This window comes from Paenisporosarcina quisquiliarum (assembly GCF_043641925.1).
In the GTDB taxonomy this organism is placed as follows: domain Bacteria; phylum Bacillota; class Bacilli; order Bacillales_A; family Planococcaceae; genus Paenisporosarcina; species Paenisporosarcina quisquiliarum_A.
In genome coordinates this window covers 1-17,315 of sequence record NZ_JBHZRU010000015.1, presented here as the reverse complement: position 1 = coordinate 17,315, position 17,315 = coordinate 1, and the positions used below count along the sequence as shown (strand labels likewise).

The window sequence follows — 17,315 nt, the reverse complement described above, 5'->3', positions numbered from 1 at the left end:
TATGTTTATGAAGGAACGTCAACAAATCGTAGATTATTGTAAGTTGATGATGACGCGGGGCTTAACGAAAGGGACTGGCGGCAATATCAGCATTTTCGATCGAGAGTCCGGACTTATGATTATTAGTGCAAGTGGAATCGACTATGATGTCATGACCGCTGAAGATGTTGTAGTTGTGGATTTAGAAGGGAATTTAGTGGATGGCAATAAAACACCATCAAGTGAATTTCCGATGCATGCGATTTTTTACAAAAAACGTAGTGATTTAAATGCCATCGTCCACACGCATTCACCATTTGCCACGACGATTGCTTCCTTACGCTGGGATCTACCTGCCATATCATACTTAGTCGCTTTCTCGGGCAAGAACGTCCGTTGTGCTGAGTATGCGAGCTTTGGTTCACAAGAACTCGCTGACCATGCTTTCGACGCCATGGTGGACCGTCAAGCCGTCTTACTAGCTAATCACGGCTTACTTGCTGGAGCAGCGAATATCGCAACAGCATTTACCGTAGCTGAAGAAATCGAATTCTGCTGCGAAATCTATACGAGAGCTAAGGCAATTGGTGAACCAGTCGTACTAGACGACGCAGAAATGCAGCACATGGCCGAAAAATTTAAAACATATGGACAAAAATAAATTGGTGCCAGGTACACAAACAATCATGAATGTTTAAACAATCATGAATGTTTCGGTACCTGGCACTTTTGCGTTATGTACGGTAATGAAAGTTGAATAACGCTATTATACGTATTATAATACGTATAATAGTACGTATATTTACTCGGAAAATACATATTCTAAAGGAAGGAAGTGTCGAAAGTGGGTGTGAATATGAATGAAAAACCTAAATTTACAGCGGATCAGTTAGTACCAGCTACAATAGCTGCCAAAAATTTCGGGAAAATACGAGGGAAAGCAAAAATTAATCCACAATTCATTACAGATAATAGCGAAGTAGATACAGTCGTGTTGGCATATTCGGATTATGAAACCATGTACATGCGCTTACAAGAACTTGAAGATAAAGAAGCTAGAATGATAGCTGAAAGAATCGAGAGACTTGAAGAAAGTCCCGACAGTGCTCTGTCTTGGAAAGATGTTAGAAAGTCTGACTGATGACTGATGATAAAAAAATTTGATGTACGTTTAGATAAAGATGCTGCTAAAGAATATGAGAATTTAGAAGGCTCTGGTTTACGTATGGTCAATAAAGCAATAGATGAACTAGAATTTCGGGCTGATGAAGTTGGAAAAGTACTAGGGAATACAAAGATTGGTAGACTTCACGGATGTAAGGAAATAAAACTAAGAGAAGCTGGCATAAGAATAATTTTTCGAATTTCTAATCAGATTGTAGATGTATTAAGCGTTGTCTATGTTCTATCTATAGAAAAAAGAAATAGAGAATTAGTTTTTAAAATTGCTGCAAGAAGACTAAAAGAATTTAAGAAAATAGAGAAATCCCATACTTTAAACATCAAATCAAGAAAATGGAACAATACCAATAATTAATAGTGCCAGGTACACAAACAATCATGAATGTTTGAGTACCTGGCACTTTTGCGCGTCTAATTTGGGTGAAATCTAGAATAGAAGGGTCGAAATGGAGAATAGGACGTTGAATCCTTGAATAGACGTCACGAATCCTTGAATAGCCCCAACGAAATCGAGAATGACACACTCGAATCCTTGAATCCACGAAAACCAGTCCATCAAAGTGTTTAGATACCCTAGAGTTATGGGTAAAAAAGAACATAGCAATAAGATAAGGTAGGAGGAACGGTATATGAAAAAACGTGTGGTAGGTATTTATAATAGTGAAGCGGCGGTTTTATTGGAAATTGATAAGCTTAAAGCACTTGGCCATAATGAGGATTCGATATTTGTTTTAGCAAACGAACATCGAAGTGAGTCGATTGTAAATAAAGCAGGGATCCAAGCAGAGAAAATCCCGGAAAACGGGGAACCAGAGCCACATAGCACTGGGTTTTTCAGTAAAGTATTTTATGCATTAGACTATGAAACACAACATTCTGGTGTGGCAAGTGTCTTAAAATCCGCAGGAGTCTCTGCTGAAGACGTTGGTTCTTATGTCTATAAAATTGAAAAAGGCGATTTAGTTTTACTTGCTAGCGAAGATGCGCCACGACAACCTTTTTCTGATGAGACGGACAGTGGATATGCAAACGAAGAACAGGCGATGTCGTATTATGAAACAACAAACACTGAACTTCCAAAGACGACATATAACGAAACGACTAGTCGTCCATTAGTAACGCAAGACAATCAATTTGTTCCTGAAGACACGATCTATCCAATTTACCATGATGAAATTTATGTGGAACACGTAAATTTCGAAGAACCGACATCGACAACACTAGAAAATTCAGACGAAGAATTATACCGAGTGCCCATATTTGAAGAACGTGTTCAAGTCATTAAAGAAAAAGTTTTAACTGGTGAATTAATCGTAAGAAAACGTAAACTTTAAAACGGAACTTCCCTTTAGAAAAATACTTCTAAAGGGCTTTTTTCTGCCAATAAAAAACATCTTGTCCATGAAAGAACAAGATGTTTCAACTAATTTTTAATGACGCACAATCGGCATCGAACAGCATCGGAAAGATCCACCTGATTTGATAATCTCAGAAAAATCGACTTCCAACACTTCATAACCGCGCTGTCTCATTTGATGATTGACATCAATATTTACAGGCAAACTAAGCACACGATTTTGACCAATCGATAACACATTCGTACCCATAGAGAACTGTTCACTTTCGCTCACTTCAATCAAATTGTACATCTTTGATAAACGGTCGACGACTTTTTGATCGAGAGCAGCAGGGAAAATCAACGCATCAGTCGGCGAAAGAATATTGAACACACAGTCAAGATGCAAATACTTTGGATTAAACGGAATCGGAAGTATCTCAAAGTCAGGCAACTCTTTTTGCAAATTTTGAATCGCATTCATACATGTTCGGTGACTTATGCCAATAAACACGCGTTGACCGTCGACAATGACGTCGCCACCCTCAATTGAATGAGTAGATAACTTTTTATACGCAAAGTCATGGTCTTTCATCCACTTTGCTAAAACTTTTTCTTCGCCTTTGCGAATAGGATTTGCCATTTCTGAAATAAACAATTGGTCGCCAAGCGTGAAACCAATATCTCGCGTAAAGACTTGTTCCGGATGATCCTTACTCGGTTGTAGTTTAATCACTTCCACACCAGCATTACGTAGTGTTTGTTCAAATTGATGGTGTTGTGATATGGCTAGAGAACGGTCGATATTTTCATCCATATATTTTTTTTGTACATCATTAATCACTTCTTTAATTTCCATGAATTGAGGCTCACATAAGACTACTTTTTGAAGTGTGCCATATTCACTTTCACAATGTGTCTGTGCTTGTTCTTGTATTAACTTCTCCATGTCTCATCCTCCAATTTCAAAAACTCATTCCTTTTCTATTCCCTTAATTTTTCAATTCATAACCTATTTCTGAAAAAATTTCTTACAGTTTTTCGAATACGATAGTTTCATGAAATTTCGGATTGGGTAAAGACTAACCAATATGATTTTTGTAAATAAAGAAGGATAGTGGAGGCGATCACTTGATTACCAAGGAAAAAGCGTTATTAACGAAAGATGATTTCCAAAATAGAACCGACTTACCAGACTGGCTATATAAAGAATACGAAACATTTCATAACACGGTGACGGATAAGACGTTTCCATGTTTTTTTGGAATGAGTGGCGAACTAAAAGGTGAGCTCCGCTATGCATACATTACGCAAGAAGACTGGAGTAACTTACCAGCAGCAGTCTCTGGTTTTTTAGATTTATTTAAATTACCAAACTACAAACGACACGGGCTATTTGTATTTGTTGAGCCGTTTGAACAAGAAGGTTCGATAGAGGATTACCGCAAGCAATTTTGGGATATCCTTCAATACTTGCACGAACAAGATGAAGTAGAATGGCCAGAAGACAGTCCGCGAGACCCAGATCATTACTTATGGGATTTCCGATTTGACGGAGAGCCAATCTTCGTATTCGGTAACGCACCCGCTTACAAGAAGAGAAAAACACGTCATCTAGGAAATTCAATGGTGTTAGGATTCCAACCTCGTAAAATATTCGAAGGCTTAGAAGGAACTGAAAAAGGTGGCATCATGTCACGTGAGAAAGTTCGTAAACGTGTGGAAGCTTGGGATCAACTACCGAAGCATCCGGACATCGGACATTTTGGCGACCCAACCCATAACGAATGGAAACAATCCTTCATTGGAGACGACATCGAACCAATCCAAGGCAAATGCCCATTCCATCATAAATCAGAAAGCTAGTAACCAATCCCCTTCCAAAGAGGGGGTTTTTTTGCGAATAAAAAAAGAATAGGCATTATTTCATTCATGACAGAAATATAACCCATTCATTTCATTTCCTTCGTCCTCTACAACCAGCCCGCCAAATATGGTAGACTAAACAACTGATGTTGTAAGGAAAAGGACGTGTAAATATGGTAGGAAGAAATGACCCATGCCCATGTGGCAGTGGCAAGAAATTTAAAAAATGTTGCGAATCAAAACAAGCTATTACAATTGAAACGGTTCAAGCCGAAGAATTAGAAAGAGTGTTACAAACTTTCTATGATGAATATCCAGAGCGAAGTGACTTACCCGCGTTATTAGAAGTAATCACGAAGTGGAAAGCTCAATTAGAACCATATTTAGAAGGGGAAATGATTGAAGCCATCGCAATAGATGAATTCTTTTTTCATACAAAACCAGAAATTTGGAGTCAATATATAGAAAAGCAACATAAAAAAGCCGTACGTCCAGCCGTTCAAAATCTACTAGAAACGTGGAAAACGCCGGATGGTTTAGTTGGGGAAGTCATTCAAGTAGAAACGGATTATATGATTGTGAAAAATATTCTATCGAATAAAACATTGCAGTTACGCCGTGAAAGTCCGAAGCCTATCCCGACTGGCGTGCACTTATTCAGTTTTATTTTGCCGGATGTGACGTTAAAAGAAGATCACTATTTAGCAGTTTCAAGTTTAGTCTTTATTCCAACAGATCACACAAAAATGGTCCAAGAATTTGTGAAGGAATTCGAAGCGCAAACAGAAGAGTCTTCGTTCGAATATATGAAGAATCAGATACTCGATTTCTGGCTGAAACTTTGTAAAGATGGATATCAAGGAGGGGAGTTTACCGATTTCGAAGCGGGTGTTCTGCTAGAAGCGATGGATTTCTTAGATAAGCGTGGTCGTGAATCAAAAGCGTTAATCGAGATCACGGAAGACTTTTTAATTGAACAACAGCCAAATGCACGTAAATTTGCTGCGATTGCAGCTGGAGCCATTCGTTTCGGTCAAGAAAAAGAGTTGTTTGAAGGTCCTTACTGGACAGTGAAAGAAATTGCTGAGCACTTCAAAGTTTCAACCTCGACAATGAACAAATACTACACTGATTTATTGGCGTATGACGAGCGAGTCAATGCAAACGCATAATCGAATCAAAACCACTCAACCTCTATTGAGTGGTTATTTCTTTGTCCAAATGTTCTTGAAGGACGGTTTGTAGCTCTTCTAACTCAGCAGGATCCACTAAGTAGTACCAAATCTGCTGCATTATTTCATCAGTACCTTTTTGAAATGAAAGGGACTCGACCTCTTTCAAAGAATCTACGTAATTTTTTTGAATGAATTTCATTTCGTCAAAGGTTAAATTAGTCCGAACATGATCGCTCACTAAGTCTAAAACCTCTCGATACGCGAACACGCTTTGCAAACTTGCGGCTTTATTCACAATCGCCTGCAAGACCTTTTTTTGCCGTTCTTGACGGCCGAAATCTCCATTTGGATCGTCATATCGCATGCGAACATAGGACAAAGCTTCTTCACCGGTTAACTGAATTTCCCCTTTTGGATATTGAAATTCATCTACCTGGAAAGCGAGCGAATTCGTCACCTGGACACCATCTAAAGCATCGATTAGCCCGACGAATCCTTCCATATTAAGCGAAATCACATAATCAATTGGAATATCTAAAAAATCTTGAACCGTTTCATGCGACATTTGAACGCCACCAAAGGCGTATGAATGGTTGATTTTATCATGTCTAGGTCGTCCCGCAATCGGCACATACGTATCGCGAGGAATACTGAGCATTTTGGTTGTTTTAGTCTCAGGGTTGACTGTAACGACAATCATCGTATCAGAGCGACCTCGATCATCTTCCCGCTCATCAACGCCTAACAACAAAAAGGAAACTGGCTCTAATTCTTTCACGGAGAGTGGTTCAACTTGACGCGAATTCACCTGCAACGGAAGAGGTTCATGTATATTCACAGCAGTGCTTTTGATGGAGGAATAAAACCAGGAAAGCAGTATGATTGAAAAGGTTAATAAAACACCTGCGACGAGTAATACGATTTTCTTCCACGACCAATTCTTCATTTGAATACACCCCCTACAAGCAATGTATCCAAAAATGTAGATTTTTAGAATGTGAATAGAGGGAGAAGTGGAGGTATTCTCCATTTCGTAGGGTGTATTCAAGGATTCACCGGGGTCATTCAAGGATTCGATTAACGTTTCCTAGAATTCACCGAGCCTATTCAAGGATTCAAGCCACACATTCTAAAATTCATCGATTTCACACAATTCATCATGTTCATAAAGACACCAAGGTAATGTCTATAAACAGGCAAGGAAGGGGATGCATTCTCCATTTCGTGCACCTCATTAAAGGATTCACAAGGCACATTCAAGGATTCGATACAGCCATTCTATAACTCACCAAGCCTAGTCAAGGATTCAAGCCCCGCATTCTAAAATTCACGATTTCACACAATTCACCACGTCACAAATGTCCCCGAACAATCAATCTGCCATGAATCTCTCCATCAAAAAACCGCAGTGGACAAATTCCACTGCGGCTCAAATTTAATTAAGATCCAACAAAGTCTCCACCATCAACATGGATGGTTTGACCTGTCATATAAGTCGAATCGGCTGAAGCTAAGAAGACAAATGCCGGTGCATTTTCTGCTGGTTGTCCACGTCGTTTCATCGGCGTGTCCTCGCCTTGTTTTTCAACTTTCTCTGCATCGAAAGTGGCTGGAATTAACGGTGTCCAAATCGGACCAGGTGCAACTGCGTTCACTCGAATGCCTTTTTCTACGAGATTCAATGCAAGAGAGCGGGTAAAGGACGTAATGGCGCCTTTAGTTGCCGAGTAATCGATTAATCCTGGCGATCCACGATAAGCTGTGACCGATGATGTGTTCACAATCGCATCACCCTTTGTCATATGTGGTAAAGCCGCTTGTGTTAAATAAAACATGGAGAAAATATTCGTCGAGAATGTTTCTTGTAACTGATCAGGTGTAATCGCTAAGAAATCATCTTGCGGGAATTGCTTACCTGCATTATTCACAACGATATTAACCTGACCGAACTCCTTCATCACTTGATTAACAACATCCTGACAATTTTCATCGTTACTCAAATCTGTTGCGATCTTCAATGCCTTTTGGCCATACCCTTCAATCAATTTCGCCGTCTTGTCCGCATCTTCATCTTCATTCAAATAAACAATCGCGATATCTGCGCCTTCTTTCGCATACGCCACTGCGACAGCGCGACCAATCCCACTATCACCACCCGTAATAATGGCTACTTTGCCCTTCAATTTGTCCGAGCCTTTATATTGTGGATCATCATAAATCGGAGCGGGAGTCATTTCAGCCTCTATACCAGGCTGCTGATTTTGGGTTTGACCATGTGTTTTTTCATCGGCTTTTTTTAACGTTTCTTCTTTCATTTAAATCATCCTCCTTGAGTATTTTCATACCCAAATGATTCCCAAAGTGCCAGGTACCCAAACATTCATGAAATTCACGAAAGTGTAAACAAACACAATTGTTTATGTATCAGGTACCATCAAGAAGGACTCAACTGAGTTAACACACCCACAATAAGAAGGATGAGAATTGCAAGTCCGCTATCGAAATACAAAAACTTTTTATTAGTGAAATCATTATTAATTCTCATATTTCGTCGAATAAAACCTCCGACAATAAAGACGCCGAACACAGTGACGATTTTAGCTGATAGCCAGTAGCCCCATGTAGTTGTCCATAAAGCATCAATAGACGGTGCTAAGATGAGTGCATAGATCGTTCCAGTGACACTCAAAGCCAAAATACTGAACAGTGCTGCCCGGGAGAATACAGGAAGGAAAGTGTTCGCCTCACCTTGTTTCCATAAAGTTAAGAGGATGAATATTCCACCAATCCACACCGCCGCTAATCCGAGGTGTATGAAGTTCAGACCAATCGTTACACAAGGAAAGTCGGAAGCAACAGCATGGCTGTTTAAACTCTTCAATAAAAGCAGAAGCGCGACAAAGGAAAGATCTATACTTCGATTTCGTCCAACCACATATAAACCAATTACAGTTACGACAAGAGCAGCTGTCCAATATTGACCAACTTCAGTTCGTAAAAACAAATCTCCCCAAGTTAGGTGGTCAAAAACTGTTAAGAAATCACGTGCTTGTGACCATGTGAATAAAAAGAGTAAAGCTAAATGAAGCAACTGACTAGCCGGTATAAAGCGTGTCTGAAAACCTCTTGATTTCCAAATTAATAGACCTGATAACAACAGTAACGACGTGATATACATAAATTTTATAATGGCTGATAAAGTTGAAACACTCGAGGTCATTTGCTCCGTATCATTTATTGATAATTTTTCTTCACTAACTAACGTCATGTTCATATCTTCATTACTAATTTTTTCTTCCGTCATTACTTCTTCCTTAGTAGGGGTTTCTATCTCCTCAACTACACCTGCTTTATTCACGCTAAAATCAATGACACCTTTAATAGGATGACCATCCTTAGAAATAACGGAATAAATGATTTGGATTTGCCCCGATGCGTCGGGTATAAGTGCTGCAGATAATTCATTTTTATTTGAATTAATCTTAGCGTCGCCTTTAAGAATAGATCCACCACCTTGAGTGCGAACGTCAAGTTCGAATACGGTAGGATCAATAGACGTTGTAAAGGATAAGCAAACCTCATTTGGCATGGTTTCAAGAACGTCACCTTGAGCAGGTGAACTTGATGAAAGATCAGCATGAGCACTTGCCGTCAACGTATATGCAAACAAGCTAAAAACTAACACGAAAAAGATGCTACATTGTCTCATCTTGATCACCCTTTCTCTCTTTCTGTAGATGTAATAAATAGCTAACGAATGAAACCTAAAAAAAGATTAACTTCAAAAAAAATTGTAATTATTTAGTAAATAAACAATATGTCGAAAAATGAAATATTTTGATGAAAATTCTGACAAGTGGTGGTATATTAGGTGCAGAGTTGAATCGAACTTAGGGGGTACTATTTCTTATGCAACGATCTATAACGGTACTTCATATAAATGCAGTTACGCATGAAATCACAAATATAATGAATAATGGGAAAACCAGTTCATTTAATAACGAAGAAATTAAAAACATTATTTTGCAAAAAATACATACTGCTAATTTTAATAACTTTAATTTACAAATGGCTTCGCAAACGTTCGAAATGAGACTTGGTCAATTTAATGCAAACGAATATATTTGTTTATTAACACCGCTATTACAAAGAAGCGTTGAACATACAGTCGAATTAGAAATCAAATTACGAGATCAACAAACGAAATTATTTGAATTGGCCAAATCACGTAATATATCGCGAGAAACGATGGTTGATAGTTTACAAAGTGTTTGTGAAACCGTTAGTGAATTAATTGACTGTGAGCGAATTGGCATTTGGTTATTTGATGAAAATCATCACGTATTAACCGCACAAAATATTTATGATCGTCGCTTTTCTTCGCATTCGAATGCAGCATATCTAGATATCCTCGAATTCCCGATTTATTTTCAAGCTGTTAAAAGTTCAAGGGCACTTGCGGTAAATGATGTATCGGTAGATTTGAGAGTCAGTGAATTGTACCCGGCATATTTTGAAAGCATGGGCGGTATCAAATCGATGCTGGATGCTCCGATTATTCTGAGCACTGGCATTGGCGGCGTATTATGTTGTGAATCCTTAACGAAGCGCGTATGGACGGAATTAGACCAAACGCTTGTCGGAACATTAGCAGACATGATTGCGTTTCTATATGAGCGAGTTTCGCGTATTGAAGCCGAAAATCAAGTGCGAGATTTAGCCTATATCGACCAATTAACGGGCTTGCCAAATCAGAATGCTTTTATTTCAAAAGCCAATGACGAATTAGATACGAACCAAGACATGATTTTCGCCTATCTACAACTAGACCAATTCTCCAATATTCAAGATGTATTGGGCTTTGAATATGGGGAAGAAGTGTTAAAACAAACAGCGAGTCGTTTGACCAACATTTTCCCAGAACCTGCGCATGTGGCTCGAATCGGATTCGATCATTTTGCGGTTTGTTTCAATAAAACCTGGGTTCCTCATTATGAAACACAACTTCTGGATTTAAAAAAACCGATGCAAATCGACAACCAGGAAGTATACATAACCTATAGTTACGGAGTCAGTGAATATCCTAAACACGGGTTTAACGCAAAAGAGTGTTTGCAAAGAGCTCAAATTGCTTTAAATGATGGCCGAAAGTATTTGTCTCGCGGGGTAACTGCTGCCTTTATTCCAGATATGATAGAGGTCTCAAAATCCGACCTCCAAGTGGAAATGAATTTACGAAAAGGCTTAGATTTCAACGAATTTATGTTGTTTTATCAACCACAAACGAACTGCCAAACCAATCAAGTCATGGGATTTGAAGCATTGATTCGCTGGAACCATCCGGAGCGGGGCCTCGTACCGCCAATTGAATTCATTTCATTAGCAGAATCAACGGGTTTGATTCTTCCGATTGGGGAATGGGTCATTCGAGAAGCGTTTAAACAGTTACAAGAATGGAAAAAACAAGGGCGAAATCAATTTACGCTTTCCGTAAATATTTCACCACGTCATTTTTTACACGAGAGACTTGCTCCATTTTTAGAAACTTGTTTACAAGAATACGAAATACATCCAGACAAATTAATGATTGAAATCACTGAAAATGTGGCAATGAAAGATTATGTTGCCGTGCAAGGTCGAATAAAAGAATTACGTGACTTAGGATTTTCAGTCAGTATTGATGACTTCGGAACAGGTTTCTCTGCGTTCGTCTATTTGCAACATTTTCAAATTCAAGAAATAAAGATCGATCGAAACTTCATTCGCGAAATCGTGGAAAACCCAAAGAGTTTTGCGATTGTCAAAACGATTGTTGAGCTAGCAAAACATTTAAAACTTCGGGTCATAACAGAAGGAATTGAAACAGAGGAACAGCTCGAGTTGGTTCGTGACATCGGCTGCGAAATCATTCAAGGCTACTACTATTCAAAACCATTGCCGATTCAAGAAATTGAAGACTGGCTCGCACAAAGAGTATAAAGAAAAGCCCTTCGGTTATTCCGAAGGGCTTTCGTTATGCTTCATATAAAAGGCAAACTGATTCTTACCATTACGTTTCGAGTCATACATCGCTTGGTCAGCATGTTGAATTAACTGATCAAAAGTTTCGCTATCCTCAGGCATGCGACTAATACCAATGCTAGTCGTTATACGAGCAATAATACCATTAATTTCATAAGGTTCAGAAATGACTTCATTTAATAAATCACCCAATTTTTCGAGCTCAAGGTAACTTACTTGCTGAACTAAAATGACGAATTCGTCCCCGCCAAACCTTGAAATAATCGCATTCTCGTGAATAATGCTTGTTGTCAGTCTTGAGGCGACTTCTTGAAGCAACATGTCCCCAACACTATGCCCATATCCATCATTAATATATTTGAATCCATCTAAATCTAGAAAGAACAGAGCAAACGAATTGTCTGTTTTACTCATTTCATCAAAGTCCATTTTCAGTTTAAACCGATTCGGTAAGCCCGTTAAATAATCATGATAAGCAAGACGCTTTATTTCTTTATGAGATTGTTCTAGGGACTCAAGTAGCTCATTGGTAGTACGTTCTAACAGAAATATTTCGTCCTTGTTTTTACGACTATGCATCAATCGATGAGATCCATCTTTTGATTTGTTAATATCTTTTAATTGAATAGAGAGGTTTGTCACCCGAGATACGATCAGTCGGTCCATTAAGATGTAAATAAGAGCAACTAAAAACAAAATCATCAAAAGAAAGATAATAAATAGGTCATTCAAACTTTTAGACTTTTGAAGGAAATAATCTCGGTCATCTACTAGGACAAATTGGGCAAATTCATTTTCTGTAGTCACTGGAATAAAGACAGATCCATCCATTTCTTGATCGTTCAGCAACTGGATTTCATGGGAAGGAAAAGCAATTCTCTCAACAATCGATATGTCTTTGATTTCTAAAGATAGTGCATTTTCCAAAGTATTTAAAAATGCTTCATCTATGTAACGGACCATCACTAATTTTCCGTTTGGTTGGCCTTTTCCAGAGCTAGGGTACGTGTCTTTAATATCGACGTAGGCAAGTCCTTTTGTTGTATTAATAATAAAAGCTGAGTCCTGTTCCACAAACGTAACCACTAGATTTTGGACCACTTTTTTCAGTTGTGCTGGAATTACTTCAGTACCTTTTCCAAATAATAAATCATCGCCTCTATCATAGAAAAACATATAATCGATTTCATTGTTTTCAAAGGTGTCCATTTGCAAATTCGACTCAATGTACATTGGTTTTTTTCCAGCAATAAAGTCATATGTGTCGTCCCAAATAGCCCAGTCTAATGTCAATCGTTGTAATCGTTCGCCTTCAAGATGCAAATAATTTTCTAAGCGAGTTAACTTTTGTTCCATCCGAATTTCATCAAGATGTTTCCCATCTTTTATTAATAAAGGACGAGTCGTCACCATTAAGAAAGCAAGGAAGAGTACCATGGAGGTTCCGATGATAAAAATAGTTTGAACTTTAAGTTTCACTTGGAATCACCTCGATTTGCGATATTATGAATTAATTATACTTCGAAAATTAAAAACTAAATAGATAGGAGAGTAAATATTTATCCGAATTAACAGACATGTTTTTAAAAAATGGGGATGGGTATAATGATTACTAGACAAATTAAGTTTATAAAAGAATGGAGAATATAGATGAAACCAATCGTTGGGATTACAGCAGAAGTAAAAGAGGATAATAGTTATTACATGCCACCTGTTTACGCAAACGCAGTAACACAAGCTGGTGGAATTCCAATGCTTATACCACTTATTCCAGAAGAAGATATAGATGCTATGTGTGAACAAATTGATGCACTCTTTTTAACGGGTGGAGAAGATATTGATCCAAGCTATTACGGACAAGATCCACATGTCCATTTAGGCAAAATTGCGCCTAGACTTGATGCGATGGAACATGCTCTAGTTACAAAAATGTTGGAATTAGATAAACCGTATATCGGTGTATGTCGTGGATTACACATGCTTAATGTTGCTACTGGTGGATCACTTTATCAATCCATCCATTCTCAAAGAGAAGAAGAAGTCATGCAGCATAAACAAACGGCTGAGCGAACACATCGCTCGCATCCAGTGAAAGTAGAAAAAGATAGCCGCATGTACGAAATGCTACAAGAAGATGAATTTAAAGTGAATTCATACCATCACCAAGCGTGTCACGAAGTAACGGAACCACTTCGTATTGTGGCTCGTGCGAAAGACGGTATCATTGAAGGTGTAGAAAGCACGGAGCACTCATTCGTATTCGGCTTCCAATGGCACCCAGAAGAATTCGCTATGGATGGTTGCGAACCGTCAAAACGAATTTTCAAAGCTTACATCGATGCAGCAATCAAACGCAAAAATAAAGATAAATAATAAGGTGCCAGGTACTCACACAATTTGTGAGTGTCTGGCTTTTTTGATTGATTCTCCATTTGGTGAGGGTGTTTCGAGGATTCGATGGGTCTATTCTAAAATTCATCTTTTTCACACAATTCATTCACATGGCAGGAATTGTTAATCCGTGTAAAGAATATAGATTGTATGAAGGGAAGTGTAACTGTGCAAAACATTCTTGGAAAGATCCTGCTGTACTCAGGTTTTATTGTCATAGTGATAGGGATTTTACTCTCAATTATTATGGCCAGTAATCGAGCGATTACGACAGATTATGGAATTGAATATGTACAAGTAGATGGTGGATTCATTATTTCGTTGTTCATCGGTCATATTGTAATCGGACTAATCCTAATAGGACTTAGTGAGATCATCAAACTCCTTCAGGAACTGGTGAATAAACAAAATGAAAAAGACGAAGAAATAGTCGTAGAAGAAAGTGACATACATACGAATGAACAATCACCAAATTCAGTATCGAATTTAGCTCGAGCTGAAATCATGCAATATTATGCTGCCAAAGGCATTCAAATCGAAGAGGTTTATTTGACTAATAAAGAAGATATTTACTCAGTGATGTATGGAGATAAACAAGATTTAGTAGAGCTTGGAGGATTTAGTCCGAGGATTATTAAGCAACAATAACGAAGTGGTAAGAAACCAACAGAAAACGTGTCATTTGGTCTAGCCAAATGACACCATTTTTGCGCGTCAAATTGTGTGAAAAAAGTGAATTTTAGAATGTGCACCTCGAAGTCTTGAATAGGCAGAACGAAATATAGAATGCCACCAACGAATCCTTGAATACACCTCATGAATCCTTGAATAACACCCGCGAAATCGAGAATAACAACATCCACCGAAATGAAAAAGGCCAACGACAACTGTCGTAAGCCTTTCTAAACACTCTATTTAGCCTGTAACTGTAAGTTTTTAAAATAATCCTCGATAATGTCTTCGTCAGAGTGAGGAATATATTCCCCTTTAACAATTTGGCATCCATTTATACAACCGCTTGTCAGCAACACGATATCTCCAGGAAGACTCGCTTCCAAAGCTTTAATAACGGCTTCTTTACGAGAAGGTGCAGTTAGAACTTCTTGTAAATAAGGTTCTGAAAATCCTGTTAAAACCTTATCTACCACTTCCCAAGGATCATTATAGCCTGGATGATCGACCGATACGACGAGAACATCTGCTTTTCCTTGAGCAGTTTTGGCCATTTTCGGCATTTTCGCAAAATCACGAATTCCAATACCAGTGATTAAAGTAATTAATCGGTGATGTGGCAATTGTTTTACCGCAGCCATCATAGCATCTAAAGCAACCGGTGTGTGGGCATAATCTAAGACAATTTTACGATCTTCAGGACCATGAATCACTTGGAAACGACCTTCAACCTGTGTCATTTTTGGCAAAGCGGCAATGATGGTTTCGAGAGCAACATCTGAAAGCAAAGCCGCTCCAATAGCAGCAACTAAATTCCCTACGTTAAACTCACCATAAATTGGCACTGCTAAGTGATGCACTTGATCTTCAATATACAAATCAAATGTTATTCCTTCCGCAAAATGCTCGACATTCGTCCAGATTAAATCTGCATGTGAATCCATTTGATTGGAATAAGTTAAGTGATCGTTATCAATCGAATTGAGAATATCCCGTCCCATTCCTTCATCGTCCATATTAATCACACTAGCTTTAGCTTGTTTGAATAAACGAAGTTTACATGCTTTGTAATGAGAAAACGTTTTGTGATACTCCATATGTTCCTCAGAAATATTAGTGTGGATCGCCACATCAAATTCGAATGCGCCAACTCGGTATTGATCTAGCGCAATTGAAGATACTTCCATAGAAGCCGCTCGATCGCCAACATTAACTAAGTGTCTAAAAATGGAGTGAACATCTGAAGACATAGGAGTAGTCGGTGTGCTCTTTTTAATATTTAATTTTTCTTTTGATGTAAAAATACCGTTCGTCCCCATAAGTCCACATGGAAGACCAACTAAGTTAAATAAATCTCGAACATAAGTAGAGACGGTCGTTTTACCGTTCGTACCAGTCACACCAATCTTGATTAATTCTTCATGTGCATGCTCATAATATTCTGCAGACGTATAAGCAAGAGCATGGCGAGAATCTTGAACAACAATAAATGTGATATGTGGATAGGCATCATATATCGCAACGAATTTATGTAGATCGGAACCAACAATAGAAGTGGCCCCGTTTCCAATAGCTTCTTCTATGTACAAATGCCCGTCTGTTTCTTCACCAATAATACAGAAAAAGGCTGATTGTGGTTTAACATCACGCGAGTCATAAAAAATGCCCGTCGTCTCTTGAGAGTCAGGTCCATAAATACGGAGCGCGTTTATTTGTGGAAGTTTAGTCCATTGAATATACATGAAAGGCTCCTTTTTACTCAATATCTTGAAGATTAATTGTACCATTATAAAAGCGTGAACTGTACCACGATTCGACAAAATGCGAGTTTTGTCCTAATTAATTTAGATTACCTTTTCTAATACCCAATTCCTGTTTTTTAAAACTCTACTGCTAATAAATTTAGTATGTGAAGGAATTAAATAACCATGCGAATTTTTCAAGATCTCTTTGAATGAAATAATCAATAGGTACAAGTATTTCAATTTTTCGCATGCAGACTGCAACTGCAAAAGTAGCTGATTTCCATTGCAGCGGACGCTTTCCGGGAGGCAAGGCTTTAGCCGCTTCCTTCGCGTTGCTCAGTCCAGGGTCTAAAGTTCTTGCTGATCTCCCAGGAGTCGCCGCTTTCATTACAATCAGCAAATTACTGAAAAAATCCAGATAGTAATAACAAATATACGAACAATTAATAGGTATAGTATCTTCCATAAGTTTTGGCATTGTTAATTTTAAAAACATTATTGGTAAATCTTTATTTGTATTCACTATCTTCAACTACAATTGCTAAATTTAGGTACAAAAATGCATATATACTATCTTTAATTAGGTTTTAATTGGACTGTCAAGAATAATAGATTTACCGATTCTTTATAAAACTATCATATGATGGTTTAGCTATGTATACAGAGGCTCTAGGTGAAGTTTGCATAATTTTTTCGTAAGTTTTGAGAATTTTTTCTCACTTATGCATGCTAGGTTTAGAAGAAATTGAAGAGTTTTCAGATGAAAATACATTAATCCATTGCAGTGGATGGCGGCGACTCTGACGGGAATAGCATAAACTGAAGACCCCGGAGACGAGCTTGCTCGTCGAGGAGGCTGAAGTCATGCCCGCGGAAACATACTAACATTAGTAGTACAAACCAAGGCCACGGTTTGTGCTACTATTTTTTTGTAGAAGTGAAGGGAAG

16 protein-coding genes are annotated in these 17,315 nt (G+C 38.2%); 9 read left to right on the top strand and 7 right to left on the bottom strand.

Features of this window, described 5'->3' with window-relative positions; genetic code table 11:
• Nucleotide 1 precedes the first annotated feature (1 nt).
• The 4 genes from ACHUE4_RS11735 to ACHUE4_RS11720 all read left to right on the top strand — a co-directional run bounded on the left by ACHUE4_RS11735 (nt 2) and on the right by ACHUE4_RS11720 (nt 2,495).
• On the top strand, nt 2-640 hold the full coding sequence (locus tag ACHUE4_RS11735; RefSeq protein WP_394190234.1) for an L-fuculose-phosphate aldolase: 639 nt from the start codon (nt 2-4) through the stop codon (nt 638-640).
• A 195-nt stretch (nt 641-835) separates the two neighbouring features.
• Nucleotides 836-1,120 carry a hypothetical protein gene (locus ACHUE4_RS11730; protein ID WP_394190232.1) on the top strand — a complete coding sequence of 95 codons (285 nt, stop codon included), beginning with the start codon at nt 836-838 and terminating at the stop codon, nt 1,118-1,120.
• A 6-nt stretch (nt 1,121-1,126) separates the two neighbouring features.
• Entirely contained in the window at nt 1,127-1,516 is a 390-nt protein-coding gene (locus ACHUE4_RS11725; protein WP_394190230.1) for a hypothetical protein, read from the top strand.
• 274 nt (nt 1,517-1,790) lie between these two features.
• Nucleotides 1,791-2,495: a general stress protein gene (locus tag ACHUE4_RS11720; protein WP_394190228.1), complete on the top strand. Its 705-nt coding sequence runs from the start codon at nt 1,791-1,793 to the stop codon at nt 2,493-2,495.
• Between the two features lie 96 nt (nt 2,496-2,591).
• Here ACHUE4_RS11720 and ACHUE4_RS11715 read toward each other — a convergent pair whose 3' ends face one another.
• On the bottom strand, nt 2,592-3,446 hold the full coding sequence (locus tag ACHUE4_RS11715; protein ID WP_394190226.1) for a dimethylarginine dimethylaminohydrolase family protein: 855 nt from the start codon (nt 3,444-3,446) through the stop codon (nt 2,592-2,594).
• Nucleotides 3,447-3,628: 182 nt separating this feature from the next.
• Between ACHUE4_RS11715 and ACHUE4_RS11710 the strand changes: the two genes are divergently transcribed.
• Entirely contained in the window at nt 3,629-4,363 is a 735-nt protein-coding gene (locus ACHUE4_RS11710) for a YqcI/YcgG family protein (RefSeq protein WP_394190224.1), read from the top strand.
• A 173-nt stretch (nt 4,364-4,536) separates the two neighbouring features.
• A complete protein-coding gene (locus ACHUE4_RS11705; RefSeq protein WP_394190222.1) occupies nt 4,537-5,535 on the top strand; it encodes a YecA family protein in 999 nt (332 codons plus the stop codon).
• 22 nt (nt 5,536-5,557) lie between these two features.
• On the opposite strand, the gene ACHUE4_RS11700 is transcribed toward ACHUE4_RS11705, so the two are convergent.
• From ACHUE4_RS11700 to ACHUE4_RS11690, 3 genes are all read right to left on the bottom strand, one after another.
• Nucleotides 5,558-6,484, bottom strand: coding sequence for an LCP family glycopolymer transferase (locus ACHUE4_RS11700; protein ID WP_394190220.1), 927 nt, complete (start codon nt 6,482-6,484; stop codon nt 5,558-5,560).
• Nucleotides 6,485-6,977: 493 nt separating this feature from the next.
• A complete protein-coding gene (locus ACHUE4_RS11695; RefSeq protein ID WP_394190218.1) occupies nt 6,978-7,853 on the bottom strand; it encodes an SDR family oxidoreductase in 876 nt (291 codons plus the stop codon).
• 119 nt (nt 7,854-7,972) lie between these two features.
• The gene (locus ACHUE4_RS11690; protein ID WP_394190216.1) at nt 7,973-9,247 is read right to left on the bottom strand and encodes a copper resistance CopC/CopD family protein; all 1,275 of its coding nucleotides are present in this window, start codon (nt 9,245-9,247) and stop codon (nt 7,973-7,975) included.
• Between the two features lie 200 nt (nt 9,248-9,447).
• On the opposite strand from ACHUE4_RS11690, the gene ACHUE4_RS11685 reads away from it, so the two are divergent.
• Nucleotides 9,448-11,517 (top strand): putative bifunctional diguanylate cyclase/phosphodiesterase, encoded by a 2,070-nt coding sequence (locus ACHUE4_RS11685; protein ID WP_394190214.1) that lies wholly within the window; start codon nt 9,448-9,450, stop codon nt 11,515-11,517.
• A 15-nt stretch (nt 11,518-11,532) separates the two neighbouring features.
• Here the strand turns inward: ACHUE4_RS11685 and ACHUE4_RS11680 are convergent, their stop codons facing one another.
• Nucleotides 11,533-13,038: a sensor domain-containing diguanylate cyclase gene (locus ACHUE4_RS11680; protein WP_394190212.1), complete on the bottom strand. Its 1,506-nt coding sequence runs from the start codon at nt 13,036-13,038 to the stop codon at nt 11,533-11,535.
• A 171-nt stretch (nt 13,039-13,209) separates the two neighbouring features.
• Here ACHUE4_RS11680 and ACHUE4_RS11675 point away from each other — a divergent pair, with 171 nt between their 5' ends.
• Nucleotides 13,210-13,932: a gamma-glutamyl-gamma-aminobutyrate hydrolase family protein gene (locus tag ACHUE4_RS11675; RefSeq protein ID WP_394190210.1), complete on the top strand. Its 723-nt coding sequence runs from the start codon at nt 13,210-13,212 to the stop codon at nt 13,930-13,932.
• Nucleotides 13,933-14,118: 186 nt separating this feature from the next.
• Nucleotides 14,119-14,598: a hypothetical protein gene (locus ACHUE4_RS11670; RefSeq protein ID WP_394190208.1), complete on the top strand. Its 480-nt coding sequence runs from the start codon at nt 14,119-14,121 to the stop codon at nt 14,596-14,598.
• A 263-nt stretch (nt 14,599-14,861) separates the two neighbouring features.
• Here the strand turns inward: ACHUE4_RS11670 and ACHUE4_RS11665 are convergent, their stop codons facing one another.
• Nucleotides 14,862-16,364 (bottom strand): UDP-N-acetylmuramoyl-L-alanyl-D-glutamate--2,6-diaminopimelate ligase, encoded by a 1,503-nt coding sequence (locus ACHUE4_RS11665; RefSeq protein ID WP_394190206.1) that lies wholly within the window; start codon nt 16,362-16,364, stop codon nt 14,862-14,864.
• Between the two features lie 160 nt (nt 16,365-16,524).
• Entirely contained in the window at nt 16,525-16,890 is a 366-nt protein-coding gene (locus ACHUE4_RS11660; protein ID WP_394190204.1) for a hypothetical protein, read from the bottom strand.
• Between the last annotated feature and the right edge of the window lie 425 nt (nt 16,891-17,315).